Here is a 24,805-nt window from a genome sequence, read left to right on the forward strand (position 1 = left end):
GCTTAACACGCCGCATGTGAAACCACTTCGCCCCGTCATGGTCATTCATGACGGGGCGAAGTGCTTATAAGTGCCTGATTCAGTTTGAATTCAGCCAGCATCGTTATTGTGGCCCCACGTTCAATCTCGACTGGAGCCTCAGCATGCGTAACCTCGTACCGTCCCCACAGATCACCGCAACGCTGGCATTGTGCGCCGCACTGTTCAGCACCGGCGTGATGGCCAACCAGCCGCAGATCTATGGCCTGCATGAGAAGGTTTCCCTGCATGAACTGGCCCTGGAGCTACCCGCCAAACTCGATACCGGTGCCGAAACCGCTTCGCTCAGCGCCAAGAACATCGAAATGTTCAAACGCGATGGCGGCGAATGGGTGCGCTTTCAGGTAGGTCTGGATAACGCCAAGCAGGCCCCGATCATCGAGAAACCACTGGCGCGCATGAGCTATATCAAACGCCGCGCCGACGACCGCCAGCCCGGTGACAAACAGCTCTACAGCGCACGCCCGGTGGTCGAAATGGACATCTGCGTGGGCGATGAACTGAAAAACATCGAGGTCAACCTGACCGACCGCAGCGCCTTTGAATTTCCGCTGCTGATTGGCTCAACCGCCCTAAAAGAATTCAACGCTGCAGTCAGCCCTGGCGTGCGTTACTCGGCTGGGCAACCGAGTTGTACGCAGGCCAGTTGATATGCGGGTTGACCGCAATGATTTCATTCGTCATAACGCGACCTTCCAAACAATTTTCGAGTTCTGCCTTTTTTATGCTGGCGACTCGAACAAAAGGTAATGGGAGCAGAGACATTGAAACGAATCCATCCATTGATGCTCACCACTCTCCTGGCAACTATTGACCAGGCCTGGGCGATGGAGGGACGTGGTAATTCGGTTGAACAGTTCTCCGTGGCTACCATCCTGGGTACAGCAGGTATCAGCATAACCACCAGTAACGCCATACAGGGCTACGCAAGCGCTCGCGACGATGCGCTGGTTTACGTTGCGAGCGCTGGAGGCATCCATGGTGCACAACTGGAGCAAGCACTGCGCCACTACCGCGATGCACACCCCAAGTCCACGTTAAGCAATATGCAAATAGCATTAGCCATCGCCAGCCAGGGCTAAACAGTTTCAGGAGCTTCCAACGAGCGTTCATAGGCCTGGGTCATGATCTGCCAGGTCGGCGCATCGGCGGGAATCAGGTGTTCGATGCGCAATGAGGCCACGGTAATGTCGAGTGGCATACCGAACGTAGTGAAAGTGGAGAGGAAATTCAGTTCGCCCTGTGCGGAGTCGACCCGAGTCATCAGCAGTGGGGGAAACTCATTCGCCAGTAGTGCAGGGCTAGAGGCTGCTGGCAGGGTTTCCAGCACTCTGGCCAGTTCAGGGTTGTCCAGGGCCTCGCGTGCAGCGCGCTGCCAGGCCACTGCGCGAACTTCTTCGGCATTGAGCAGGTGATCGCCTAGCCCACCCGGTTGCAGCAATGTACGCAACAGGTTCAAACCCTCGACGGCATCCGTAGGCAGCCCGATCAGGTCGAACAGCACGGCGGTGCTGGCGTTGGCGGCCAGAACGTCCCAGTTGCTGCCTAGTACGATGGCCGGTGCCGGGTTATTGGCCTGCAGCACATGGCCAATCGCCCCACGAATGGCATCCATCGCCGGGGCTGCGAGCGGTGATGCCTCGTAACGCGGCGCATAGCCGGCCGCCAGAAAAACGCTATTGCACTGCTCCAGCGGTGTATTCAGAGCCATCAGCAGGGCATGTAGTGTACTGGGGCTTGGCTTGGCGCGGCCGGTTTCGATGCAGCTCAGGTGTCGTTGGGAAATCCCCGTTATCAAGGCCAGATCGAGCTGGCTCAAGCGGGCTTGTTGTCGTAGCAGGCGCAACTGCGAACCGGCTGTTGCCGAGGATATCGTTCGAGAAAGCGGGCGCGAGTTCATATGCAGACTCTGGCAGTGCGAGCGGGGCAGCGTCTATGACCTGTCAGGTCATTGAACGCGCGGCGACGATATCACTAATTTTTCCTGGTCATTGATTAGGAGCAGAACATGAACCGACCCTATATTGCGCTAGCCGTCTTGCTGGCGTTTTCTCTGTATACCGCCTGGACCATGCTTATGGCCGAACAGTCGCTGCTGGCGTTCGGGCTTGAGCTGATTTCTCGACCGGACACGGCACAGGTGGTGATTGACCTCTATCTGCTGGGCGTTATGGCCTGCATCTGGATATACCGTGATGCCCGTTCGAAAGGCCGCTCGCTCGCTGCGATTGTGCCGTTCTTCGTGGTTACGGCTATTTTCGTCTCCATTGGCCCGCTGTTGTACATCGTCATGGATGGATTCACCCGCCCACGCCAGCCTGAGAGGTTGGCATGAACACTGTGCTGCACGCATACACGGTCTGTGTGCTGCTTTTGTTCCTAAAAATGCTGGCGATATCCTGCTATCAGGGTTATTTCCGCCTCAGGTACCTGGCTTTCGTCAATGCCGAAGACGCTGGCTTTTTCAAACGCACGCGTTCTCCAAATGAATTGCCGCATGTACAACGCGCTGCCAAGGCCTGGGCGAATGACTTGGAGAACATCCCGCTGTTTTTCGTTTTGGGCGCACTCGCTGTAGTGCTGAATACGCCCAACGAAGCGACTGTCGGAATTTTCTACGTGTTCACCAGTGCTCGTCTGCTTCACACCCTGATGTACCTGAACAGGCTGCAGCCATGGCGCACCATCGCTTATGGCGTAGCAGTCATCTGCCTTCTGTTGCTGGCGGCATTACTAGGGTTTGCAGTTTTTAGTGGCGTATAGCAGCAGGTCAAAAAAAGCCCCACGGCAAGGAGCAACTGCCATGGGGCGGGAAGGGGTTGGCCAGGCCAACCTGGGGGAGAGTCGTTAAGCAGATCAGGCGTTTGGCTGCCACCCACCGCCAAGGGCCTTGTAGATGGCGACGATGCCGCGATACAGCTCGACTTCCGCCTGGGCCTGGGCGTCTTCGGCGCTCAGGCGTTCGCGTTCGGCGTCGAGCAATACCAGAAAGTCCACTTCACCTTCGCGGTAGCGCACACGGGCTTGTTCGGCGGCGGCGCGGCTGGCGTCGGATTGGCGTAGCAGGGCGAGCAGGCGCTGTTGGCGTTTTCCGTAGTCGCTAAAGGCGTTAGCCGATTCCTCCAGGGCCAGCAGCACGTGCTGCTCATAGTTGGCCAGCGCGCCATCGGCTTCGGCTTCAGCCCCACGCAGACGTGCACGCACGCTGCCCAGGTCAAACGCGGCCCAGCTGATGGTCGGTGCCAGGCCCCAGGCTTGCGCTGCTGATGACCCCAGCTGCGAACCACGCCCGGCAGTGAAACCAAGGAAACCGGACAGACTCACCCGTGGAAACAGGTCTGCTGTGGCCACGCCTATATTGGCGGTAGCGGCGGCCAGTTGCCGTTCGGCGGCGCGAATATCCGGGCGGCGGCGCAGTAACTCGCCTGGGTCGCCCACCGGTAGCGCCTTGGCGATAGCGGGCAGTTCTTGCGCCGAGAGGTCCACACTCAACTGATCCGGGCGCTGGCCGAGCAGGGTGGCGATGCGGTGCTTGGCGCGCTGCTGCTGCGCCTGAAGTTGCGGCAGGCTGGCTTCGGTGCTGGCTAGGCGAGCGTCACTGCGCAGCACATCCAGCTGGCTACCAACACCAGCTTCACGCAACTGCTCGGTTATGGCGCGGGATTCCTGCTGGTTTTTCAGGTTGGCGCGGGCAATGCGCTCACGCAGCTGTGCGCCACGCAGGCTGCCGTAAGCATCCACAAGCTCGGCAATCAGGCTGACCTGCAGTTGCTGGTAATCCGCTTCGGCCACGTCCAGTTCGGCGTCGCTGGCTTCCAGTTGGCGCTGGATGCGGCCAAACAGGTCCAACTCCCAGAGCATGTCCAGCCCCAGGTCATAACGCTCGCCGCGCACGCGCTGCTCGGTCACGCCGGGTTGCTGTGCCTTGCCGAACTCACCGCTGGCACGACTGGTGATGGTCGGTAACTGATCGTTGCCGAGGTCATCACGGATGGCCTGGGCCGCCCGCAAGCGGGCAAAGGCCACGCGCAGCTGGCGGTTATCCTTGAGAGACTGCTCGACCAGTTGGTTGAGCACCGGGTCGTCGAACTGCTGCCACCAGCTTGCTTCAAAGCGCGAACGATCGTAGCTACTGCCTTGCGCGTTGCTCAGCTGGGCATCTGCAGTTTGCGGTGCCTGGTAGTCCGGGCCGACGGCGCAGGCTGTCAGCGCCAGGGTCAGCAGGCTGATGGCCAGCGGTTTGGCGTTAAAGGGCTTCATGCCTGCACCTCCTGCAAACGTACCGCTTTCTGTGCTTCGCGTTTCTCCACAAAACCGCGAATCAACACATAGAACACCGGGGTCAGCAGCAGGCCGAAGAAGGTCACTCCGAGCATGCCACTGAATACCGCCACGCCCATGGCATGACGCATTTCTGCGCCGGCGCCGGAAGACATCACCAACGGCACCACCCCCATGATAAAGGCGAAGCTGGTCATCAGAATCGGCCGCAGACGCAGGCGGCAGGCTTCCAGCACTGCACTCACGCGATCCATGCCTTCTTCCTGTTTCTCCTTGGCGAACTCGACGATGAGGATGGCGTTCTTACAGGCTAAGCCCACCAGTACGATCAAGCCGATCTGGGTGAAGATGTTGTTGTCGCCCCCCGCCAGAATTACCCCGGTGATGGCCGACAGCAGGGTCATCGGCACGATCAGGATCACCGCCAGCGGCAGGCTCCAGCTTTCGTACTGAGCGGCCAGTACCAGGAAGGCCAGCAGCACGCAGAGCGGGAAGACGAAGATCGCGCTGTTACCGGCCAGAATCTGCTGGTAGGTCAGGTCGGTCCACTCGAAGCTCATGCCGTTGGGCAGTTCTTCCTTGAGCAGCTTGGCCATCGCCGCTTCAGCCTGGCCGGAGCTGTAGCCGGGCGCTGCCGCACCGTTGATCTCGGCTGTGAGGAAGCCGTTGTAGTGCATCACCCGATCTGGCCCGGAGCTGGCGCTGACTTTAAGGAAGGCCGACAGCGGCACCATTTCGCCACGGTTGTTGCGCACCTTGAGTTGGCCGATCTGCTCCGGCTCCAGACGGAACTGCTGCTCGGCCTGTACGTTGACCTGGTAGGTACGGCCAAAGCGGTTGAAATCGTTGGCGTACAGCGAGCCCAGGTAGATCTGCATGGTGTCGAAGATGTCGCTGATCGCCACGCCGTGGGTCTTGGCCTTCTCGCGGTCGATGGCGGCATCGATCTGCGGCACGTTCACCTGATAGCTGGTGAACACCGACATCGGGTCCAGCTCTGGCAGCGCGCGGGCCTTGGCGATGACGTTCTGGGTTTGCACGTACAGTTCGTCGTAGCCGAGGTTGCCACGGTCCTGCACCTGCAGGCGGAATCCGCCGATGGTGCCCAGACCCTGCACCGGTGGTGGTGGGAAGATGGCGATATAGGCGTCCTGAATCTCGCTGAACTGCGCGTTCAGCTCGGCCGCAATCGCCGTGGCGCTCATCGACGGATCACTGCGCTCATCGAACGGTTTCAGCGGCGTAAAGACGATGCCGCTGTTCGGGCTGTTGGTGAAGCCGTTGATCGACAGGCCAGGGAAGGCCACGGTGTTTTCCACACCGGGGTGCTTGCCGGCGATTTCCGACATCTTCTTGATTACGTCTTCGGTGCGGTCCAGGGTCGCCGCATCCGGCAGTTGGGCAAAGGCCACCAGGTACTGTTTGTCCTGCGCCGGTACAAAGCCTGTGGGCGTAGTGGCAAAGCCCAGATAGGTCAGGCCCATCAAGCCGGCGTAGACGAACAGGGCGATGCCGCTGCCGCGCAGCACACGTTTTACGGTGCCGACATAGCCATGGCTGGCGCGGTCGAACAGGCGGTTGAACGGCGTGAACAGCCAGCCGCCAAACAGTTTGTCGAGCACCTTGGAGAAGCGGTCTTTCGGCGCGTCGTGGCTTTTCAGCAGCACGGCCGCCAGGGCAGGGGACAGGGTCAGCGAGTTAAAGGCGCTGATCACGGTCGAGATGGCAATCGTCAGGGCGAACTGCTGGTAGAACTGCCCGGTAAGCCCGGAAATAAACGCCGTGGGGATAAACACTGCGCACAGCACCAGGGCCGTGGCCACGATCGGCCCGGTCACTTCTTTCATCGCCTGCTTGGTCGCTTCCACCGGCGACTTACCGAGGCCGATATTACGCTCGACGTTCTCCACGACGACGATGGCGTCGTCCACCACGATGCCGATAGCCAGCACCAGGCCGAACAGCGACAGGGCGTTGAGCGAAAAGCCAAACATGTGCATCACGGCGAAGGTGCCGATCAACGACACCGGCACGGCAGCCAGCGGGATGATCGACGCGCGCCAGGTTTGCAGGAACAGAATCACCACCAGCACCACCAGGATGATGGCCTCGAGCAAGGTATGCACCACCGCCTCGATGGAGCCCCGCACGAAAATGGTCGGGTCGTAGACGATTTCGTAGTCCACGCCCTGCGGGAAGCTCTGTTTCAACTCGGCCATGCGGGCGCGCACCGCATCGGAAATCTCGATAGCGTTGGAGCCGGGACGCTGGAACACCGGGATGGCAACCGCCGGTTTGTTGTTGAGTAAGGAGCGCAGTGCGTACTGACTGGAACCCAGTTCAATGCGTGCGATGTCTTTCAAACGGGTGATTTCACCGTTCTCACCGGCGCGAATGATGATGTTCTCGAACTCTTCCTCGCTGACCAGACGTCCCTGGGTGTTGATCGACAGTTGGAAGCTGTTGCCGGCATCCGAGGGCGGCGCACCGAGCGAGCCGGCTGCAACCTGACGGTTCTGCTCGCGAATGGCATTGACCACGTCGCTGGCGGCCAGGCCCCGTGACGCGACCTTGTTCGGATCGAGCCACACGCGCAACGAATAGTTGCCCAGGCCAAACAACTGCACATCGCCCACGCCATCCAGACGCGCAAGCTCGTCCTTGACGTTGAGCGCGGCATAGTTGGACAGATACAGCATGTCGTAGCGGTCGTCCGGAGAGGTCAGGTGCACAACCATGGTCAGGTCGGGTGAAGCCTTGTCGACGGTCACACCGAGACGCTGCACTTCGGTGGGCAGGGTCGGCATGGTTCGGGTTACGCGGTTCTGTACCTGCACCTGGGCTTTGTCCAAGTCGGTACCGAGGGCGAAGGTCAAGGTTAGGGTCATCTTGCCGTCGGCCGTGCCCTGGGAAGACATATAGAGCATGCCTTCCACCCCGGTAATCGCCTGTTCCAGCGGCGAGGCAACGGTTTCACCGATTACCTTGGGGTTGGCACCGGGGAAGGTGGCGCGCACCACCACGGTGGGCGGCACCACTTCCGGATATTCGCTGATCGGCAACTGGAACAGCGAGATGGCTCCGCCGATCAGGATTAACAGTGATAGCACAGCTGCGAAGATCGGCCGCTGAATAAAGAATTGCGAGAAGTTCATCAGAAAGTCCTCGGACGCTGGTGCGCCAGGCCCAAACGGCCACGCGCACCCTACGAATCAGGTTGTCGGGTAGGGGGCGCAGTACGCCCCAGGCGTCATGTCAGCCGCGCGGCTTGCCGCTGTTGGTGTCCTGCTTGGCGACCCGTGGCGCATCGTGCTCATCGACTGACTGGCGCAGGCGCAGCAGTTGCGCGAGGGTTGCTTCGTCTGCCATCGGCACGCTCTGCGGATCAACCGTGGAGCCGGGGAAGGCGCGTTGTAGGCCGTTGACCACGATCTTCTCGCCCTTGACCAGGCCCTGACGCACGATGCGCAGGCCTTCCAGCTTCGGCCCCAGTTCAATGGCGCGGTATTGCACGGCATTGTCCTTATCGAGCACCAGGACGAATTTCTTGCCCAGGTCGGTGCCGACCGCTTCATCCTTGATCAGCGCGGCAGCGTACTGACCGCTGCCAACCAGCTTCAGGCGTGCATACAGGCCTGGAGTAAAGCGGCCATCACGGTTATCAAACACCGCGCGGCCACGGATGGTGCCGGTCTGCGGGTTAACCTGGTTGTCGAGAAAGTCCAACTGCCCCAGGTGCGGGTGGCCGTCTTCGCTGGACAGCCCCAGGTACACCGGGCTGGCATCGCGCGTCTGACCGCCGGCCTGGCGCGCCAATTCGACGTACTTGAGGAACACGCGCTCATCGGCATCGAAGTAGGCGTACACCTTGTCGGTGCTGACCAGGGTGGTCAGCAGGCTCTGCCCTGCATTTACCAGGTTGCCCTCGGTGATTTCTGCCCGGCTGACACGGCCATCAATCGGCGCGGTAACTCGGGTGAAGCTCAGGTTAAGACGGGCGTTATCCAGTTCCGCCTGGATGCCGGCCACAGCGGCTTTGGCTTCTGCGGCGGCGCTGGCGCGGGCATCAGCCAGTTCGGCAGAGATGGCGTTACTTTGGCGCAGGCGTTCGCCACGATTGGCTTCAGTTTGCGTGCGCGCCTGGCTGGCACGGGCCTGTTGCAGCTGAGCTTCGAAGCGTTTGACTTCGGCCTGGAACGGTCGTGGATCGATCTGAAACAGCAGATCGCCTTTCTTCACCAGGCTGCCTTCGGCAAAGGCAACGCGATCAACGAAACCGGATACCCGTGGGCGAATTTCCACTGACTCTGGCGCTTCCAGGCGGCCGGTAAATTCATCCCATTCGTTGATCGGTTGTTCGATGACGGCTGCTACGCTGACTTTTGCAGCAGGCATCTGCTGTGCGGTTTCCGGCGCTTTACCGCATGCACTCAAGACCAGCACTGCGGCCAGGGCCAAAGGGAAATGCCAGCGATTGTTATTGGACTGTTCCATGTGTGTATCCGCCCGAGGGTGTTGTGATGGGGCGGAGTCTGCTGCGCGCTTTGGCGTGGAACGAATCGAATGCCGCGAAGGTGACTATCATCGTGAATGATGATGAAGGGGGTTATATCGATTTCAACTATGTGAGCAAGGTGCTCGGGCGCACCTTGATTGCGAGGCAGGGCTTATTCCAGGCTGTCCGGATCACCGCAGAACATCTGGATGCGCGAACGCAGCCAGCGTTCCGCTGGATCGTTATCCTGAGCGCCACGCCAGGCCATGTGCAGTTCGAAGGTCTGCGTCGGCAGGGGCAGTTCTTCGGCACGAACCCCGCCCGCAGAGGTCAATGCTGCTGCGGTGTAATCCGGCACGGTGGCCAGAATATCGGTGCCGGCGAGCAGGGTGCCCAGGCCATTAAACTGGGGCAGGGCGAGTACTACGCGACGCTTGCGACCCAGTTTTTCCAGTTCGGTATCGATAAAACCACCCAAGTCGCCGGCAAAGGACACCAACGCGTGCGGCCTGGCGCAGAAGTCATCCAGGCTCAGCGCGCCTGGTGCGGTATCGGCGCGTAGCAGCTTCGGTTTGCTACGGCGCAGCACTTTGCGCTTGGCGTTGGCCGGCAATTCCTCGGTATAGGCAACGCCCACGGAAATCTCCCCGGAGGCCAGCAAAGCAGGCATCAGCAGGTAGTTGGTACGGCGAATCACCAGTACCACGCCGGGTGCTTCGGCGCGCAGGCGTTTGATCAGCGGTGGCAATAAGCCGAATTCGACATCATCCGACAGGCCAATGCGAAATACCGCATTGCTGGTGGCTGGATGAAAATCTGCTGCACGACTGACTGCCGTAGAGATCGAATCCAGCGCTGGCGAGAGCAGGGCGGCAATCTCCATGGCGCGGGCGGTGGGTTCCATGCTGCGGCCGGTGCGCACAAACAATGGGTCATCGAACAGGCTGCGCAAACGGGCGAGGGCAGCACTGATAGCCGGCTGGCCGAGAAACAGTTTTTCCGCCGCACGGGTCACGCTGCGTTCATGCATCAGCGTTTCAAAGACGATCAGCAGGTTGAGATCGACGCGGCGAAGATCGTTACGGTTCATCCGGTGTCCATTCTGGAGTGGCTGCGGTTTTGCGCGCGAATCAGGCTAATGCCGAATGCTGTCACCAGGCAATATGCGCGGAGAAATGATGTGTGCGTGACGCATCATCACCGACAAGCATGGTGAATATCAGCCCTGAGCGGTGGAATTGCTGGCAAAGCCCGGATAAAGTCCGTGGCCATAAGAGGTCGCCATGACTGTATCGCGCAGAAATGCTGAACAGCTGCCGCGACCTGAATGGGTCAAACGAAGAGGTTTGCGATGTCCCGCATAGTGCGTTTCCACGAATTTGGTGAGGCCGATGTCCTCAAGATCGAAGAGCGCCAAGCACCTGCGCCCGCTGCAGGTGAAGTGCTGGTCGGTGTTGAAGCTGTAGGTGTCAGCTGGTACGACGTGCTCTGGCGGCAGAACCTGGCCAATACACCGACACAACTACCAGCAGGCCTGGGCCACGAACTGGCCGGCGTGGTGCTAGCCGTCGGCGATGGTGTGACTGATCTGGCTGTCGGTGATCGAGTAGCTAGCTTCTCGGGGCACAGCGCCAACCGTTATCCCAGTTATGCCGAGCACGTGGTGTTGCCACGCAGCTCCTTGGCGCGTTACCCGGACAACCTGACCGTACAACAGGCCGCCGTGCACTATCTGCCGTCGATGGTCGGCTGGTTCGGTTTCAGCGAACTGGCACGTTTGCAGCCTGGTGAAACCGTGTTGGTAACGGCCGCAAGCCGCTGTTGGGGTCCGTACATCGTGCAAATGGGCAAAGCCTTGGGCGCAACGGTCATTGCAGCCACAGCTTTTGCCGAGGACAGCGACTTTCTCAAGCAGCTGGGCGCTGATCACATCATCCTCACTGAGGAGCAGGATCTGGTCAGCCGCGTCAGCAAGCTCACCGATGGCCGTGGCGTGAACGTGGTGATGGACGCACTCGGAGGCCCGCAGATGTGCCTGCTGGGTGATGCCATCGCGCCACGCGGTCGACTGATCCTGTTTGATCTGCAAGGCGGCAACGAAACGCCGTTCCCAGCCTGCGCAGCGTTCCAGAAGAACATTCAGTTCTTCGTGCATTGCATCGGCAACTTCACCGGCAAGGAAGAGCTGAATATTCCGCAGGATGCAGCCGCTGTGGCCAAGGCCGTGCAAGGCATCAATCAGCTGACGGCAGATGGTTTGCTCAAGCCGTTGGTCGACAAGGTGTACAGATTCGACGAAGTAGTCGAAGCGCATCGTTACATGGAAACCTGCCCAAGCCGTGGCCGTGTAGTGCTGGATCTCGGCGCGGGTTAAACATAACTCACATTATACGGAGCCCGAATTAGGGCGAGAGCAGTGAATCCTGAGTGATCTGGGTTCACCGCTCGGAGCATTATAGTTCGCATAATGTATATTATGTTAAATTAAATATATTGAATGTGAGTGCTGCAACAGTCTTTGAATCCCCGTTGCAGCCTTCAACTCTCTCCTGTTCAGTCGCGATCCAATAAATGAAAGCTGGGCAACGCTATATGCCAACGAATGGCTGCCAGACGAATCAGTAGCACGGTGAGCATGGCCACACCCGTATCCAACCAGTGCGGCGTACCCAGCGCGCGCATTGCGATAAATACCAGTGCACCGGCAATGCATGCTGTGGCGTAGATTTCTTTCTGGAAGATCAGCGGGATTTCGTTGCAGATCACATCACGCATCACACCACCAGCAACCCCAGTCATCACCCCCATGATCACGGCTGTGCTGTGCGGTACGTTATGCTGCATGGCGACTTCGGTACCGATCACGGTAAATACCGCTAAACCGAAAGCATCGGCCAGTAGCAGGCCTTTCTCGTGAATTGGTTGGGTCAGCCGCACCCAGACCACCGTACCAACGGCTGCCAGCGATGCGACGACGATATACAGGTCGTTGCGAATCCAGCTGACCGGATGGTTGTCCAGAATCACGTCACGCAGCGTGCCGCCGCCCAGCGCGGTGACGATGGCAATCACCAGCACGCCGAACAGATCCATGGATTTGCGCCCGGCCATCAGCGCGCCGGTGATAGCAAATACTGCGACGCCGAACAGATCGGCCAGATAGAACAGTTGCGCCATGCTGACCTCAGAACGAAACAGGAGTACGCATGGTGACGAATTCTTCGGCGGCCGTTGGGTGCACACCGATGGTTTCATCGAACAGCTGCTTGGTCGCACCTGCTTTAAGTGCCACAGCCAGGCCTTGAACAATTTCCCCGGCATCCGGGCCGACCATATGGCAGCCCAGTACGCGGTCTGTGGCAGTGTCCACCACCAGCTTCATCAGCGTGCGCTCCTGACTTTCGGTCATGGTCAGTTTCATCGGGCGGAATCGGCTTTCAAAGACTTTAACGCTGTAGCCCTCCTCCTTTGCCTGCTCCTCACTGAGCCCGACTGTGCCGATATTCGGCAGGCTGAATACAGCCGTCGGGATCAATTGGTAGTCGACCTTGCGGTATTCCTCCGGCTTAAACAGACGTCTGGCGACCGCCATGCCTTCGGCCAGCGCAACAGGCGTCAACTGCACGCGGCCGATCACATCACCAATGGCGAGAATTGAAGGCGTGCTGGTCTGATACTGCTCATCGACCTTGATAAAGCCGCGCTCGTCCAACTCGACCTGGGTGTTTTCCAGCCCCAGGTTATCCAGCATCGGGCGGCGCCCAGTGGCGTAAAAGATGCAGTCAGCCTCCAGCACACGACCGTCCTTGAGGGTGGCCTGCAGGCTGCCATCGTTCTGTTTATCGATGCGGACGATATCGCTGTTAAATTGCAGATCCACACCGCGTTTGTTCAGTTCGTCCTGCAGATGCAGCCGTACGGCCTTGTCAAACCCGCGCAGGAACAAATCACCGCGATAAAGCAGCGAAGCGCGCGCGCCCAGTCCGTTGAAGATCGAAGCGAATTCCACAGCGATATAACCGCCGCCCACCACGAGCACCCGCTTGGGCAGTTGCTCAAGGAAGAAGGCTTCATTCGAACTGATGGCATGTTCATGCCCCGGGATTTCAGGAATTTGCGGCCAGCCGCCAGTGGCGATCAGGATGTGCTTGGCGCTGTAACGTTGACCGCCAAGCTCAACACTGTGCGCGTCGACAATCCGCGCGTGGCCTTCCAGCAAGGTCACGCCACTGTTTACCAGCAGGTTGCGGTAGATGCCATTGAGTCGTTCAATTTCGCGGTTCTTGTTGGCAATCAATGTAGCCCAGTCGAAGTTCGCGCTGCCCAGTGACCAGCCGAATCCCTGGGCTTGCTCGAAGTCTTCGGCGAAATGCGCGCCATACACCAGCAGCTTTTTCGGCACACAACCAACGTTGACACAGGTGCCACCCAGATAACGGCTTTCGGCAACGGCCACCCGTGCACCGTAGCCAGCGGCAAAGCGCGCCGCACGCACACCGCCGGAACCGGCACCGATCACAAACAGGTCAAAATCGTAGGTCATCTCAGCCTCCAGAACAGGCCGTCAGCATACCCCAAGGCGCGCCAGCGCCTAAACTTGCAACATGCGAAACAGGAGAACAGTGATGCGCCCTACCCTTACTCATCTGGCCTTGCACGTGCCGGACTTGGATGCGTGTGTAGTCTTTTATGAGCAGTTCTGTGCGATGCAGGTGATTCACCAGCGCGCCGGTAAAGGCTCAAAGATTGTCTGGATGGCCGAGCCCGGAAAGGAACATAGCTTTATCTTCGTGATTATGCCCGGCGGTCAGGACCGTCAACTGGCTGCGGATGACTACAGCCACTTTGGCTTTGCTCTGGAGAGTCGCGAGCAGGTCGACAGCATTGCAACCCAGGCAAGGATTGCCGGCTGCCTGGTCTGGGAGCCGCGTGATGAGCCCTACCCCGTTGGCTACTACTGCGGCCTGCGTGACCCGGCAGGCAACTATGTGGAATTCAGCTACGGCCAGCAATTAGGGCCTGGCGCTGAACATATGTCGTTGCCCTGAACGCACACAGCCACCCGAAGGTGGCTGCGTGGTGTAGCGGTCAAGCCTTAATCAGTAGGCTTTGCCGGTCTTGTAGAGGTTCTCGAAACAGAAGTTGGTCGCCTCGATATAGCCTTCAGCACCGCCGCAATCGAAGCGCTTGCCCTTGAACTTATAGGCCATCACGCAGCCGTTCTGCGCCTGCTTCATCAGCGCGTCGGTGATCTGGATTTCGCCGCCCTTGCCGGGTTCGGTTTGCTCGATCAGTTCGAAGATATCCGGGGTTAGGATATAGCGACCGATGATCGCCAGGTTTGACGGTGCATCTTCCGGACGCGGCTTCTCGACCATGCTGTTGACCCGGTAGATGTCGTCACGAATCATCTCGCCGGCGATCACGCCATATTTGTGAGTCTCTTCTGGTGGCACTTCCTGGATGGCCACAATCGAGCAGCGGAATTGGTTGTACAGCTTGACCATCTGCGTCAGTACGGCGTCGCCTTCCAGGTTCATGCACAGGTCGTCAGCAAGCACCACGGCGAAAGGCTCGTCACCAATCAGCGGACGGCCACAGAGAATGGCGTGACCGAGGCCTTTCATCTCCACCTGGCGGGTGTAGGAAAAGCTGCATTCATCGATCAGACGACGGATGCCAACCAGATACTTTTCCTTGTCGGTGTCGCGGATCTGGTGCTCAAGCTCGTAGCTGATGTCGAAGTGATCTTCCAGGGCACGCTTGCCGCGACCGGTAATCATGGCGATTTCTGTCAAGCCAGCTTCCAGCGCCTCTTCGACGCCGTACTGGATCAACGGCTTGTTCACAATCGGCAGCATTTCCTTAGGCATAGCCTTGGTGGCTGGCAGAAAACGAGTACCGTAACCGGCTGCTGGGAACAAGCATTTCTTGATCATGAGAGACCTTGGAGGATGAAGGGGTGAAAATTGCGTGCGCAGTTTATCAGGCCCTACGGGCCTTACAATGGCCTGCACACAGCCTTTTCGGTTACTGGCGCAGGTCGCACTGAATCGGACAAAAGCCCCGGCCCATTGTTCAGTTGAGCCATATGCCGGGCACAAAAAAACCGGCTGCTTGGGCCGGTTTTTGCGTTCAGATGAACTGTACTTATGGTGCCCGAAGCCGGGGTCGAACCGGCACGAGGTTACCCTCGAGGGATTTTAAGTCCCTTGCGTCTACCGATTTCGCCATTCGGGCGGTAGCGCTACGTTGCGAGGCTTGGACTATATACAGCCCTTGGATACCTCGCAAGGCCTCAAGCTTAAATGAAAAAGCCTCGTAAATCAGTGATCTACGAGGCTTTTCTAATTGGAGGCTGAGGTCGGAATCGAACCGGCGTTCACGGATTTGCAATCCGGTGCATAACCACTCTGCTACTCAGCCTTGAAACTAAACGGACCGTATCAGACGGTCCGTTGAAAACTGGAGCGGGAAACGAGACTCGAACTCGCGACCCCGACCTTGGCAAGGTCGTGCTCTACCAACTGAGCTATTCCCGCTTGTCGTGTTGACGGGCGCCATTCTATAGCTTCGGAGCTTTCCGTCAACACCTTGATTCAAAAAAGCTTATTTCTTTTCAGAGGTGATCCGCAGGTGCGGCCACGCAGCCAGCAGGTACTGCACCATGGACCAGAGCGTAAGCACTGCAGCAATGATCAGTAATGCATAACCGAGTAAAACCCAAATAGTAAAGGTTGGCGGATTGGCCAACAGGATCACCAGAGCCATCATCTGTGCGGCGGTTTTCCACTTCGCCAGCTGAGACACCGCAACCTGCGCCCGAGCACCCAGTTCCGCCATCCACTCGCGTAGGGCTGACACGACAATTTCGCGACCGATAATGATTGCTGCCGACAAGGTCAGCCACAGGTTGGAGTGCTCATCCACCAACAACACCAGCGCAACAGCCACCATCAGCTTGTCGGCGACCGGATCAAGAAAGGCGCCAAAGGGGGTGCTCTGCTCCCAGCGGCGCGCCAGGTAACCATCCAGCCAGTCGGTGGCCGCTGCAATGGCGAACACTGCACTGGCGGCCCAGTAACTCCAACTGAAGGGAAGGTAGAACAGCAGAATAAACACCGGAATCAGCAGAACCCGGAGCACGGTAAGCAGGTTGGGGATATTCATCGACACAACTTGGCTGTAAAGAGAGCCGGCATTCTACTCGCTGTGCAGTGCGGCATAAATCGACTCGGCAAGCTTTTTACTGATACCGGGCGCTTTGGCAATTTCTTCGATGCTCGCACGGGACAATTCCTGCAGCCCGCCAAAATGATTGAGCAACTCACGCCGCCGCTTGGGGCCTACACCGGCAACCTCTTCAAGCGTCGACGTGCGTCGGGTCTTGCCGCGTCGGGCGCGGTGGCCGGTAATGGCAAATCGGTGCGATTCATCGCGGATTTGCTGGATCAGGTGCAGGGCTGGCGAGTTACCCGGCAAGGTGAACTCATGCGCGGCATCATTCAGGTACAGGGTTTCCAGACCCGGCTTGCGCGTGGTGCCTTTGGCCACGCCGAGCAAAATCAGATCAGGCACTGCAAGCTCTTCCAACACTTCCCGCGCCATGGCTAATTGGCCTTTGCCGCCGTCTACCAAGAGGATATCGGGCAACTTGCCTTCGCCCTCCTTGATCTTGCTGAACCGCCGCGTCAGCGCCTGATGCATGGCAGCGTAATCATCGCCCGGCGTCACACCTTCGATGTTGTAGCGACGGTAATCGGATTTCAGCGGGCCTTCCGGGCCAAATACCACGCAGGAGGCCACGGTCGCCTCACCACTGGAATGACTGATGTCGAAACATTCCAGGCGCTGCGGTACTTCATCCATATGCAGCGCCTGAGCCAGGGCATCGAAACGTGCTGCCACGTGTTCACGATTGGCCAGGCGCGCGGCCAGGGCTTGCTCGGCATTGGTCACTGCCAGATGTTGCCAGCGGGCGCGAGTCCCACGGACGCGATAGCTGATGCTCAGCTCGCGACCGCGTAACTCATCGATGGCTGCAATCAGTGTGGGGAAATCCTCGTGTTGTGCATTGACGATCAATTCACTCGGCAAGTCGCGCTCCTGACTGCTCAGGTAGTACTGCGCCAGGAAGGCCAGGAGAACGTCACTGCCCTCCTCTTCAATCGCCACTTGCGGGAAGAAATTCTTGCTGCCCAGCACCCGCCCGCCGCGCACACTGATCAAGTGCACGCATGCGCCACCCGGGTTGACCATGGCGGCGACCACATCCACATCGCCTGTACCGCCTTCCATGCTCTGTTGATCCTGTACCCGGCGCAGCAGCGAAATCTGGTCGCGCAGCGCTGCCGCGCGCTCGAAATCCAGGGTCATGGCCGCAGCCTGCATACCACTCGACAATTCATCGGTCAGCGCGTTGCTGCGGCCTTCAAGGAACATCACCGAGTGGCGCACATCTTCGGCGTACTCGGCCGGCTCGACCAAACCGACACAGGGGCCTTTGCAGCGCTTGATCTGATACTGCAGGCAGGGGCGTGTACGGTTTTTGTAGAAACTGTCCTCGCACTGGCGCACCAGAAAGGTTTTCTGCAGTAGATTCAGGCTTTCACGGATGGCGCCGGCACTTGGATAGGGGCCGAAATAGCGCCCCTTTAACTTCTTCGCGCCGCGATGAATGCTTAACCGTGGAAAATCCCCGTCGGAGAGCAGCACATAGGGATAGGACTTATCGTCACGCAGCAGGATGTTGTAGGGCGGCCGCCATTCCTTGATCAGCGTTTGCTCAAGCAGCAGTGCTTCGGTTTCATTGGCGGTGATGGTGGTTTCGATCTGAGCGATCCGCGCCACCAGCGCAGCGGTTTTCGGTGCCAGGCCGCTTTGCCGAAAATAGCTGGCCAAGCGCTTTTTCAGGTTTTTCGCTTTGCCCACGTACAGCAGCTTGGCGTCCGCGTCGAACATGCGGTAGACGCCGGGGCGACCGCTGCAGGTGGAAAGAAACGCGCTGGGATCGAATGTCGCGCGGCTGTCGTCAGTTGCTGGCATCAATCATGCCGTGGCGCACAGCCAGCAGGGCCAGCTCGACATCGCTGGTGATCGACAGCTTTTCGAAGATACGGTAGCGGTAGGTATTCACGGTTTTCGGCGACAGGCAGAGCTTGTCGGAAATCGTCTGCACCTTCTGGCAGCCGGCAATCATCAGCGCAATCTGGATTTCCCGCTCGGAGAGCAGATCGAATGGCGAATTGCTGCTCTGTGGCTGAAAGGATTTGAGCGCCAGTTGCTGAGCAATTTGCGGGCTGATGTAACGCTGCCCGCTGAACACCATGCGAATGGCCTGAACCATTTCTTCCAGGGCCGCGCCCTTGGTCAGATAGCCGGCGGCACCGGCCTGCAATAGGCGCGTTGGAAAAGGGTCTTCTTCACAGACGGTGACCGCAACAACCTTGAGGTCAGGATGGCTGCGGATCAGTTTACGCGTGGCCTCGAGGCCGCCAATACCCGGCATCTTGATGTCCATCAAGACAACATCTGGTTTCAGCTCACGGGCTTTCTTCAGGGACTCTTCGCCGGATTCGGCTTGGCCAACCACTTGCAAACCATCGATATCGGCCAGCATGCGGGTGATGCCGGTGCGTACTAGGTCGTGGTCATCAACAACGAGTACTCTGATCAAGCGTCACCCCGGTCAACATCAACTGCGTGGAGCAGTTGCTGGGTTGAAAGTCTGATGTATTGAGTCACCAGCTTGGCGCATAACCGTCAAAAGGCAAGCGTCAATAAATGATCGCTAAATGACGGCCAGAGGAATATGGCGGAAGCGGTGAGATTCGAACTCACGGAAGAGTTTCCCCTTCGACGGTTTTCAAGACCGTTGCATTCAACCGCTCTGCCACGCTTCCGGCGATTGCGGGCGGCAATCTTACCCGAACGCAACACGCTGTCAAACTCTCTGTATTGGCTGGTTATCTGCCTCTGCTATGATCGGGCCTGACCTTGGTCACGGAACCATCAGCCCTTTCAGGAGTGTCGCCATGAATGAACACAACTATGCACTAGAGCATACGCAGGTTGAGCAGCAGGAAGTCAGCCGCGTCCTGCGTAACACTTACGGCCTGCTGGCCATCACCCTGGCCTTCAGCGGCCTGGTGGCGTTCATCGCGCAACGCGCCAATGTGCCCTATCCAAACATTTTTGTGGTGTTGATTGGCTTCTACGGCCTGTTCTTCCTGACTGCCAAGCTGCGTAACTCGGCTTGGGGCCTGGTTTCCACCCTCGCCCTGACCGGTTTTATGGGTTACACCCTCGGTCCGATCCTCAATCGCTATATGGGCATGGCCAACGGTGCTGAAGTTGTCAGCTCGGCGTTCGCCATGACAGCCCTGGTGTTCTGCGGTCTGTCGGCCTACGTGTTGACCACGCGTAAGGACATGAGCTTTCTCAGTGGCTTTATCACTGCGGGCTTCTTCGTCCTGATCGGTGCGATGGTTGCCAGCTTCTTCTTCCAGATCAGCGGGCTGCAGCTGGCGATCAGCGCAGGCTTTGTGCTGTTCTCCTCGGTCTGCATCCTGTATCAGACCAGCGCCATCATTCATGGCGGTGAGCGCAACTACATCATGGCGACCATCAGCCTGTATGTATCGATCTACAACCTGTTCGTCAGCCTGCTGCAGATTTTCGGCATCATGGGCGGCGACGACTGATTCAAGTTGCTGTGCAAAGCCCGCTTCGGCGGGCTTTTTTATGCACGCCATCCATGGCCTGTACCCTTCGGGTCCTACGTTAAAAATGACTCCCGCTCATTTTTTATGCCTACCGCGCGCATCTTGGTGACTCAGGCTTTATCATTCCGGCAAATTGGCTTGCCAGGTTCGCTATGAAGTTTGCCATCGCCCTCTTTTCCCCACCGCATGCGCCCTCCTCGCGCCGAGCCTTACGTTTTGCTCAGGCCGCATTGGCGGGCGGGCATCATATTGTGCGGCTGTTCTTCTATCAGGACGGCGTCCACAGTGCCTCAAGCAATGTGGTCAACGCTCAGGATGAACTGGACTTACCGCGCGAGTGGCGTGAATTCGTTCAGGCTCAGCAACTCGACAGTGTGGTCTGCATCGCGGCCGCCCTGCGCCGTGGCGTATTAAACGCCGATGAGGCGCAGCGATATTCGCGCAGTGCAGCCAATCTGGACGCGCCGTGGGAGTTGTCTGGCCTGGGCCAGTTGCATGAAGCCGCGCAGTTGGCTGATCGCCTGGTGTGTTTCGGAGGCCCGTAACATGAGCAAATCCCTTCTGATCGTCAGCCGCCAGGCACCTTGGTCCGGGCCATCTGCCCGCGAAGCTCTGGATATCGCCCTGGCTGGCGGTGCCTTCGACTTGCCAATCGGCATGCTGTTTCTCGATGACGGAGTTTTCCAGCTGAGCAGCGCACAACAGCCGGCCAGCCTGCAACAGAAAGACTTGGGCGCCAATCTGCAAGCGCTACCAATGTTTGGCGTCGAGGCGTTGTATGTCGCCCAGCGCAGTCTGGCCGAGCGCGGCCTGCTGGGGCAGCCCATGCGTCTGGCCGCTGAATGTCTGGATGATGCCGCGCTCAGCGCCTTGATTGACCGTTACGACCAGGTAATTACGCTCTGATGGCTACCTTGCATGTGCTTTCCCACTCCCCTTTTACCGACAGCCGTTTGAGCAGCTGCCTGCGCCTGCTCGGCAGCCAGGATGCTCTGCTGCTCTGTGGTGATGCGGTCTACGCCCTGCAAGCCGGCAGCGCACAACGCCAGGCACTTGAGCTGATGCCCGAGAGCATCGCCCTGTATGCCCTGGATGAAGACGTGCAGGCCCGCGGCCTGGTACTACCTGAGCGCCTGAACCTGGTTGACTACCCTGGTTTCGTGGCACTCAGTTGCCACTACGACAAGGTGAACACCTGGCTATGACCTTATTGAGTATTGAGGGTCGTGATTTGCCGCTGGATAAGGACGGCTACCTGGTTGAACTGGCCGACTGGTCTGAATCCGTGGCGGCCGCCCTGGCTCTGCGCGAAGGCATTAACCTGAATGCCGAGCACTGGGAAATTCTCTGGCTGGTGCGCAGCTTTTACGATGAATTTCAGCTTTCGCCGGCCAATCGCCCGCTGATCAAATTCGTTGCCAGCAAGCTTGGCCCCGAAAAGGGCAACAGTCTCAACCTCAACCGTCTGTTCAATGGCACTCCTGCCAAACTTGCCGCCAAGCTGGCGGGCCTGCCCAAGCCGACCAATTGCCTATGAACCTGGTTACCCCGCCGGAACACCCTTTTGCACAATTTGTACGCATTCTCGGTAAAGGCAAGCGCGGCGCGCGCAATCTGACCCGCGAGGAGGCCCGTGACGCCATGGGCATGCTACTGGATGGTCAGGCCGAAGAAAGCCAGCTTGGGGCATTTCTGATGCTGCTGCGGCACAAGGAAGAAAGCGCAGAGGAAATGGCCGGTTTTGCCGAGGCTGTGCGTGCACGCTTGCAGGCGCCAGCGATTCAGGTTGATCTGGATTGGCCGAGCTATGCCGGCAAGAAGCGTCACCTACCGTGGTTTCTGCTGGCGGCCAAGGCGCTGGCCAACAGCGGTATTCGCATTCTGCTGCACGGCGGCGGCCCGCACACAGCCGGGCGTATGTACAGCGAACAGTTACTCGAAATCCTGGACATTCCACTGTGCCACAACTGGGGCAGCGTCGAACAGGCACTGGCGCAACATCACCTGGCATTTATCCCGCTTGGCGACTGGATGCCGCAACTGCAAGGGATGATCGACCTGCGCAATATCCTCGGTCTGCGCTCACCGATTCATTCGCTGGCGCGCATCCTCAACCCGTTAGGCGCGCGTTGCGGCCTGCAGAGCATCTTTCATCCGGGTTATCAGGCGGTGCACCGTGAAGCCAGTCAGTTGCTGGGCGATACGGCCTTGGTGATCAAGGGTGAAGGCGGCGAAATCGAGATCAACCCGGACGCCACCAGCCACCTGTACGGCACAACCCAGGGTGAGAACTGGGACGAAGAATGGCCTGCGCTTTCGCCACTGCGTCACGTAAAACCCGAAGCGCTGGAGCCGGCTCATCTGGCCGACTTCTGGCGCGGGGACGTGGCCGATGATTACGGCCAGCTTGCCGTGATCAGCACCATGGCGCTGGCCTTGCGCGCCCTCGGCGAGCCGCGCGAACACGCATTGGATCGCGCGGCTCAGCTGTGGGTCGCGCGCAATCAGAGGCTGGCTTGAGCCCCTTCGAACCAGGCCAGTTTCTCTCTTAACTGCACCACTTCGCCGACGATCACCAGGGTCGGCGCGTGCACTTCATGCTCTGCCACCAGCTCAGCCAGATTGGCCAATGTACCGGTAAACACTCGCTGGTTCTGCGTGGCGCCCTGCTGAATCAAGGCTGCGGGCGTGGAAGCGGAACGGCCGTGAGCTATCAGTTGCTGGCAGATCATCGGCAGACCCACCAGCCCCATATAGAACACCAACGTCTGGCTGCTAGCCGTCAATTCCCCCCACGGCAGGTTGCTGCTGCCATCTTTCAGGTGCCCAGTGACGAAACGTACCGACTGAGCATGATCACGATGAGTCAGCGGGATGCCGGCATAAGCCGCGCAGCCTGAGGCAGCGGTGATGCCCGGCACCACCTGAAACGGAATACCGTGGGCGGCCAGCTCTTCAATTTCCTCGCCACCGCGACCGAAGATAAACGGGTCACCACCCTTGAGGCGCAGTACACGTTTACCCTCTTTGGCCAGGCTGACCAGACGCTGATTGATCTGCTCCTGCGGCAGCGCATGCTCGGCGCGTTGTTTGCCCACATAGATACGTTCGGCGTCACGTCGGCATAGCTCGATAATAGCTGGCGCCACCAGGCGGTCGTAGAGAACCACATCGGCTTGTTGCATCAGGCGCAGTGCGCGAAAGGTCAGCAAATCCGGGTCACCCGGCCCGGCACCGACCAGGTACACCTCACCCAGGGCACGAGGCGCGATACCGGCAATTTTCTCCTCCAGCAGGCGCTGGCCCTCCTGCAACTTGCCAGCAAAAACACTCTCGGCCACCTGCCCCTGAAACACGTCCTCCCAGAACACTCGGCGCTGCTGCACGTCAGGGAACAGGCTCTTAACCTGGGCGCGGAAGCGTTTAGCCAGGCCGGCCAGTTGGCCATAGGTAGCCGGAATCCAGGTCTCGATCCTGGCGCGAATCAGGCGCGCCAACACGGGCGCATCACCACCACTGGTCACTGCCACGATAAGCGGTGATCGATCGACGATCGCCGGAAAGATCACGCTGCACAGCTTCGGCGCATCCACCACATTGACCGGAATACCCAGGACCTGGGCTTGTTGGGAAATCTCGGCATTCAACGGCTCATCATCAGTTGCCGCAATGACCAGCACCACCGCTTGCAGATCGGCCGGCTGATAAGGCCGCAGCAGCACTTCACCCTGACTGGCGGTGGCCATAGCACACAACTCGTCACGGATCTCTGGTGCCACAACCCGCAGCCTGGCGCCTGCATCACTGAGCAGACGGGACTTGCGCAGCGCAACTTCGCCGCCGCCAACTACCAGCACCAGGCGATCTTGCAGTTTGTGGAACAGGGGAAGGAAATCCATTGCGCCGCTCTCGGTCGGGGTCGGGTAAACAAAACGGGGCGGCACTGGCCGCCCCGTCGCCGGTCACTGAAATCAGTCTTAGCCGATGATTTCGATGCCGCCCATATAAGGTTTGAGCACCTCTGGTACGCGGATGCTGCCATCGGCCTGCTGGTAGTTCTCCAGCACGGCCACCAGGGTACGCCCCACCGCCAGGCCAGAGCCGTTGAGGGTGTGTAGCAGTTCCGGTTTGCCGGTTTCCGGGTTGCGGTAGCGCGCCTGCATACGGCGGGCCTGGAAGTCGCCGCAGTTGGAGCACGAGGAAATCTCGCGGTATTTGTCCTGGCTCGGCACCCAAACTTCCAGGTCATAGGTTTTCACCGCGCCGAAGCCCATATCACCGGTGCACAACGCTAGTTTGCGGTACGGCAGCTCGAGTAACTGCAGCACGCGCTCGGCGTTGGCAGTCAGGCTTTCCAGCGCTTCAAAGGATTGGCTCGGCTCAACGATCTGCACCATCTCGACCTTGTCGAACTGGTGCTGACGGATCATGCCACGGGTATCACGGCCGGATGCACCAGCTTCACTGCGGAAGCATGGGGTGTGAGCAACCAGCTTCAGCGGCAGCTGCTTGGCATCGAGAATCTCGCCGGCAACGATATTGGTCAGCGACACTTCAGCTGTAGGGATCAGGTACAGATCGGCTTCGCCTTCGCGGGCGATCTTGAACAGGTCTTCTTCGAACTTCGGCAGCTGGCCGGTGCCTTGCAGCGCCGGGGCCTGCACCAGATACGGCGTGTAGGCTTCTTCGTAGCCATGTTCGCTGGTGTGCAGGTTGATCATAAATTGCGCCAGCGCACGGTGCATGCGGGCAATCGGCCCGCGCAGCACAGCAAAGCGCGCGCCGGACAACTTGGCGGCGGTTTCAAAATCCAGCCAGCCATGCTGCTCGCCCAAGGCGACGTGATCCTGAATCGGGAAGTCAAAGCTGCGCGGTGTGCCCCAGCGCGATACCTCGACGTTGCCCTCCTCGTCTTCACCAACCGGCACCGACTCGTGCGGCAGGTTGGGAATGTTCAGCAACAGGTTGTCCAGCTCGGTCTGGATGGCATCCAGCTCGCGCTTGCCCTCTTCCAGGTCGCTGCCCATCTTGTCCACTTCGGCCAGCAGCGGCGCAATGTCTTCACCACGCTGCTTGGCCTGGCCAATGGACTTGGAGCGGCTGTTACGCTCAGCCTGCAGCTGCTCGGTGCGGGTCTGCACGGTCTTGCGCTGGGCTTCCAGGGCTTCGAAACGGGCGACATCAAGGACAAAACCACGGGTAGCCAGGCGCTCGGCCACTTCTTGGAGCTGGGTACGAACGAGTTTGGAATCGAGCATGTTCTGGT

At 59.1% G+C, this 24,805-nt stretch carries 25 protein-coding genes and 4 tRNA genes; 12 read left to right on the forward strand and 17 right to left on the reverse strand.

Annotated elements, in window-relative coordinates:
* The first annotated feature begins 143 nt into the window (after positions 1-143).
* Both IOD17_RS09715 and IOD17_RS09720 read left to right on the forward strand, forming a co-directional pair.
* Positions 144-689, forward strand: coding sequence for an ATP-dependent zinc protease (locus tag IOD17_RS09715; protein ID WP_233684896.1), 546 nt, complete (start codon positions 144-146; stop codon positions 687-689).
* 135 nt (positions 690-824) lie between these two features.
* The gene (locus IOD17_RS09720) at positions 825-1,121 is read left to right on the forward strand and encodes a DUF2388 domain-containing protein (RefSeq protein ID WP_233684897.1); all 297 of its coding nucleotides are present in this window, start codon (positions 825-827) and stop codon (positions 1,119-1,121) included.
* Here the strand turns inward: IOD17_RS09720 and IOD17_RS09725 are convergent.
* Positions 1,118-1,939: a helix-turn-helix domain-containing protein gene (locus IOD17_RS09725; protein ID WP_233684898.1), complete on the reverse strand. Its 822-nt coding sequence runs from the start codon at positions 1,937-1,939 to the stop codon at positions 1,118-1,120. The genes IOD17_RS09720 and IOD17_RS09725 overlap by 4 nt on opposite strands.
* Positions 1,940-2,047: 108 nt before the next feature.
* On the opposite strand from IOD17_RS09725, the gene IOD17_RS09730 reads away from it, so the two are divergent.
* Positions 2,048-2,374, forward strand: coding sequence for a DUF2834 domain-containing protein (locus tag IOD17_RS09730; RefSeq protein ID WP_233684899.1), 327 nt, complete (start codon positions 2,048-2,050; stop codon positions 2,372-2,374).
* Positions 2,371-2,802 (forward strand): MAPEG family protein, encoded by a 432-nt coding sequence (locus IOD17_RS09735; RefSeq protein ID WP_233684900.1) that lies wholly within the window; start codon positions 2,371-2,373, stop codon positions 2,800-2,802. Before IOD17_RS09730 ends, IOD17_RS09735 begins: the two co-directional genes overlap by 4 nt.
* Positions 2,803-2,895: 93 nt before the next feature.
* Here IOD17_RS09735 and IOD17_RS09740 read toward each other — a convergent pair whose 3' ends face one another.
* The 4 genes from IOD17_RS09740 to IOD17_RS09755 form a co-directional block, all read right to left on the reverse strand.
* On the reverse strand, positions 2,896-4,299 hold the full coding sequence (locus IOD17_RS09740) for an efflux transporter outer membrane subunit (protein ID WP_233684901.1): 1,404 nt from the start codon (positions 4,297-4,299) through the stop codon (positions 2,896-2,898).
* Positions 4,296-7,475, reverse strand: coding sequence for an efflux RND transporter permease subunit (locus tag IOD17_RS09745; protein WP_233684902.1), 3,180 nt, complete (start codon positions 7,473-7,475; stop codon positions 4,296-4,298). Before IOD17_RS09745 ends, IOD17_RS09740 begins: the two co-directional genes overlap by 4 nt.
* A 100-nt stretch (positions 7,476-7,575) precedes the next feature.
* Entirely contained in the window at positions 7,576-8,814 is a 1,239-nt protein-coding gene (mexE, locus tag IOD17_RS09750) for a multidrug efflux RND transporter periplasmic adaptor subunit MexE (protein ID WP_233684903.1), read from the reverse strand.
* A gap of 173 nt (positions 8,815-8,987) precedes the next feature.
* On the reverse strand, positions 8,988-9,905 hold the full coding sequence (locus tag IOD17_RS09755) for a LysR family transcriptional regulator (protein ID WP_233684904.1): 918 nt from the start codon (positions 9,903-9,905) through the stop codon (positions 8,988-8,990).
* Positions 9,906-10,166: 261 nt separating this feature from the next.
* Between IOD17_RS09755 and IOD17_RS09760 the strand changes: the two genes are divergently transcribed.
* Positions 10,167-11,189 (forward strand): zinc-dependent alcohol dehydrogenase family protein, encoded by a 1,023-nt coding sequence (locus tag IOD17_RS09760; RefSeq protein ID WP_233684905.1) that lies wholly within the window; start codon positions 10,167-10,169, stop codon positions 11,187-11,189.
* Positions 11,190-11,368: 179 nt separating this feature from the next.
* Here the strand turns inward: IOD17_RS09760 and IOD17_RS09765 are convergent, their stop codons facing one another.
* Positions 11,369-11,992, reverse strand: coding sequence for a trimeric intracellular cation channel family protein (locus IOD17_RS09765; protein ID WP_233684906.1), 624 nt, complete (start codon positions 11,990-11,992; stop codon positions 11,369-11,371).
* Between the two features lie 7 nt (positions 11,993-11,999).
* Positions 12,000-13,358, reverse strand: a complete 1,359-nt coding sequence (gene gorA / locus IOD17_RS09770; RefSeq protein ID WP_233684907.1) for a glutathione-disulfide reductase — start codon at positions 13,356-13,358, stop codon at positions 12,000-12,002.
* 82 nt (positions 13,359-13,440) lie between these two features.
* On the opposite strand from gorA, the gene IOD17_RS09775 reads away from it, so the two are divergent.
* Positions 13,441-13,863, forward strand: a complete 423-nt coding sequence (locus IOD17_RS09775; protein WP_233684908.1) for a VOC family protein — start codon at positions 13,441-13,443, stop codon at positions 13,861-13,863.
* Positions 13,864-13,914: 51 nt separating this feature from the next.
* Here IOD17_RS09775 and galU read toward each other — a convergent pair whose 3' ends face one another.
* From galU to IOD17_RS09815, 8 genes are all read right to left on the reverse strand, one after another.
* Positions 13,915-14,754: a UTP--glucose-1-phosphate uridylyltransferase GalU gene (gene galU, locus IOD17_RS09780; RefSeq protein WP_233684909.1), complete on the reverse strand. Its 840-nt coding sequence runs from the start codon at positions 14,752-14,754 to the stop codon at positions 13,915-13,917.
* Between the two features lie 214 nt (positions 14,755-14,968).
* Positions 14,969-15,055 (reverse strand) — tRNA-Leu (locus IOD17_RS09785).
* Positions 15,056-15,167: 112 nt separating this feature from the next.
* A tRNA-Cys gene (locus tag IOD17_RS09790) sits at positions 15,168-15,241 on the reverse strand.
* Between the two features lie 40 nt (positions 15,242-15,281).
* Positions 15,282-15,357 (reverse strand) — tRNA-Gly (locus tag IOD17_RS09795).
* A gap of 67 nt (positions 15,358-15,424) precedes the next feature.
* Entirely contained in the window at positions 15,425-15,985 is a 561-nt protein-coding gene (gene pgsA / locus IOD17_RS09800) for a CDP-diacylglycerol--glycerol-3-phosphate 3-phosphatidyltransferase (RefSeq protein WP_233684910.1), read from the reverse strand.
* Positions 15,986-16,018: 33 nt separating this feature from the next.
* Positions 16,019-17,860, reverse strand: coding sequence for an excinuclease ABC subunit UvrC (gene uvrC, locus IOD17_RS09805; protein WP_233684911.1), 1,842 nt, complete (start codon positions 17,858-17,860; stop codon positions 16,019-16,021).
* Positions 17,847-18,491 carry a UvrY/SirA/GacA family response regulator transcription factor gene (uvrY, locus tag IOD17_RS09810; protein ID WP_233684912.1) on the reverse strand — a complete coding sequence of 215 codons (645 nt, stop codon included), beginning with the start codon at positions 18,489-18,491 and terminating at the stop codon, positions 17,847-17,849. Before uvrY ends, uvrC begins: the two co-directional genes overlap by 14 nt.
* A 136-nt stretch (positions 18,492-18,627) precedes the next feature.
* Positions 18,628-18,717 (reverse strand) — tRNA-Ser (locus IOD17_RS09815).
* 132 nt (positions 18,718-18,849) lie between these two features.
* Here IOD17_RS09815 and IOD17_RS09820 point away from each other — a divergent pair.
* The 6 genes from IOD17_RS09820 (at position 18,850) to IOD17_RS09845 (ending at position 22,059) form a co-directional block, all read left to right on the forward strand.
* Entirely contained in the window at positions 18,850-19,518 is a 669-nt protein-coding gene (locus tag IOD17_RS09820; protein WP_233684913.1) for a Bax inhibitor-1/YccA family protein, read from the forward strand.
* A 173-nt stretch (positions 19,519-19,691) separates the two neighbouring features.
* On the forward strand, positions 19,692-20,084 hold the full coding sequence (gene tusD / locus IOD17_RS09825) for a sulfurtransferase complex subunit TusD (RefSeq protein ID WP_233684914.1): 393 nt from the start codon (positions 19,692-19,694) through the stop codon (positions 20,082-20,084).
* A 1-nt stretch (position 20,085) separates the two neighbouring features.
* Positions 20,086-20,445 carry a sulfurtransferase complex subunit TusC gene (tusC, locus tag IOD17_RS09830; RefSeq protein ID WP_233684915.1) on the forward strand — a complete coding sequence of 120 codons (360 nt, stop codon included), beginning with the start codon at positions 20,086-20,088 and terminating at the stop codon, positions 20,443-20,445.
* The gene (tusB, locus tag IOD17_RS09835; RefSeq protein ID WP_233684916.1) at positions 20,445-20,744 is read left to right on the forward strand and encodes a sulfurtransferase complex subunit TusB; all 300 of its coding nucleotides are present in this window, start codon (positions 20,445-20,447) and stop codon (positions 20,742-20,744) included. The genes tusC and tusB overlap by 1 nt, the downstream gene beginning before the upstream one ends.
* Entirely contained in the window at positions 20,741-21,076 is a 336-nt protein-coding gene (locus IOD17_RS09840; protein ID WP_233684917.1) for a TusE/DsrC/DsvC family sulfur relay protein, read from the forward strand. Before tusB ends, IOD17_RS09840 begins: the two co-directional genes overlap by 4 nt.
* Complete coding sequence (locus tag IOD17_RS09845; protein WP_233684918.1) at positions 21,073-22,059, forward strand: glycosyl transferase family protein; 987 nt, start codon at positions 21,073-21,075, stop codon at positions 22,057-22,059. Before IOD17_RS09840 ends, IOD17_RS09845 begins: the two co-directional genes overlap by 4 nt.
* On the opposite strand, the gene cysG is transcribed toward IOD17_RS09845, so the two are convergent.
* Together cysG and serS are read right to left on the reverse strand one after the other, a co-directional pair.
* Positions 22,044-23,438, reverse strand: coding sequence for a siroheme synthase CysG (gene cysG, locus IOD17_RS09850; protein WP_233684919.1), 1,395 nt, complete (start codon positions 23,436-23,438; stop codon positions 22,044-22,046). The genes IOD17_RS09845 and cysG overlap by 16 nt on opposite strands.
* Positions 23,439-23,516: 78 nt before the next feature.
* Positions 23,517-24,797 (reverse strand): serine--tRNA ligase, encoded by a 1,281-nt coding sequence (gene serS, locus IOD17_RS09855; RefSeq protein ID WP_233684920.1) that lies wholly within the window; start codon positions 24,795-24,797, stop codon positions 23,517-23,519.
* Positions 24,798-24,805 lie beyond the last annotated feature (8 nt).

Origin of the sequence: Pseudomonas anguilliseptica, assembly GCF_021375795.1 — a bacterium.
GTDB lineage: Bacteria > Pseudomonadota > Gammaproteobacteria > Pseudomonadales > Pseudomonadaceae > Aquipseudomonas > Aquipseudomonas anguilliseptica_A.

Coding starts and splice junctions, on each gene's coding strand:
- IOD17_RS09715 (WP_233684896.1), top strand. CDS start 144: ATGCGTAACCTCGTACCGTCCCCACAGATCACCGCAACGCTGGCATTG.
- IOD17_RS09720 (WP_233684897.1), top strand. CDS start 825: ATGCTCACCACTCTCCTGGCAACTATTGACCAGGCCTGGGCGATGGAG.
- IOD17_RS09725 (WP_233684898.1), bottom strand. CDS start 1,939: ATGAACTCGCGCCCGCTTTCTCGAACGATATCCTCGGCAACAGCCGGT.
- IOD17_RS09730 (WP_233684899.1), top strand. CDS start 2,048: ATGAACCGACCCTATATTGCGCTAGCCGTCTTGCTGGCGTTTTCTCTG.
- IOD17_RS09735 (WP_233684900.1), top strand. CDS start 2,371: ATGAACACTGTGCTGCACGCATACACGGTCTGTGTGCTGCTTTTGTTC.
- IOD17_RS09740 (WP_233684901.1), bottom strand. CDS start 4,299: ATGAAGCCCTTTAACGCCAAACCGCTGGCCATCAGCCTGCTGACCCTG.
- IOD17_RS09745 (WP_233684902.1), bottom strand. CDS start 7,475: ATGAACTTCTCGCAATTCTTTATTCAGCGGCCGATCTTCGCAGCTGTG.
- mexE (WP_233684903.1), bottom strand. CDS start 8,814: ATGGAACAGTCCAATAACAATCGCTGGCATTTCCCTTTGGCCCTGGCC.
- IOD17_RS09755 (WP_233684904.1), bottom strand. CDS start 9,905: ATGAACCGTAACGATCTTCGCCGCGTCGATCTCAACCTGCTGATCGTC.
- IOD17_RS09760 (WP_233684905.1), top strand. CDS start 10,167: ATGTCCCGCATAGTGCGTTTCCACGAATTTGGTGAGGCCGATGTCCTC.
- IOD17_RS09765 (WP_233684906.1), bottom strand. CDS start 11,992: ATGGCGCAACTGTTCTATCTGGCCGATCTGTTCGGCGTCGCAGTATTT.
- gorA (WP_233684907.1), bottom strand. CDS start 13,358: ATGACCTACGATTTTGACCTGTTTGTGATCGGTGCCGGTTCCGGCGGT.
- IOD17_RS09775 (WP_233684908.1), top strand. CDS start 13,441: ATGCGCCCTACCCTTACTCATCTGGCCTTGCACGTGCCGGACTTGGAT.
- galU (WP_233684909.1), bottom strand. CDS start 14,754: ATGATCAAGAAATGCTTGTTCCCAGCAGCCGGTTACGGTACTCGTTTT.
- pgsA (WP_233684910.1), bottom strand. CDS start 15,985: ATGAATATCCCCAACCTGCTTACCGTGCTCCGGGTTCTGCTGATTCCG.
- uvrC (WP_233684911.1), bottom strand. CDS start 17,860: ATGCCAGCAACTGACGACAGCCGCGCGACATTCGATCCCAGCGCGTTT.
- IOD17_RS09820 (WP_233684913.1), top strand. CDS start 18,850: ATGAATGAACACAACTATGCACTAGAGCATACGCAGGTTGAGCAGCAG.
- tusD (WP_233684914.1), top strand. CDS start 19,692: ATGAAGTTTGCCATCGCCCTCTTTTCCCCACCGCATGCGCCCTCCTCG.
- tusC (WP_233684915.1), top strand. CDS start 20,086: ATGAGCAAATCCCTTCTGATCGTCAGCCGCCAGGCACCTTGGTCCGGG.
- tusB (WP_233684916.1), top strand. CDS start 20,445: ATGGCTACCTTGCATGTGCTTTCCCACTCCCCTTTTACCGACAGCCGT.
- IOD17_RS09840 (WP_233684917.1), top strand. CDS start 20,741: ATGACCTTATTGAGTATTGAGGGTCGTGATTTGCCGCTGGATAAGGAC.
- IOD17_RS09845 (WP_233684918.1), top strand. CDS start 21,073: ATGAACCTGGTTACCCCGCCGGAACACCCTTTTGCACAATTTGTACGC.
- cysG (WP_233684919.1), bottom strand. CDS start 23,438: ATGGATTTCCTTCCCCTGTTCCACAAACTGCAAGATCGCCTGGTGCTG.
- serS (WP_233684920.1), bottom strand. CDS start 24,797: ATGCTCGATTCCAAACTCGTTCGTACCCAGCTCCAAGAAGTGGCCGAG.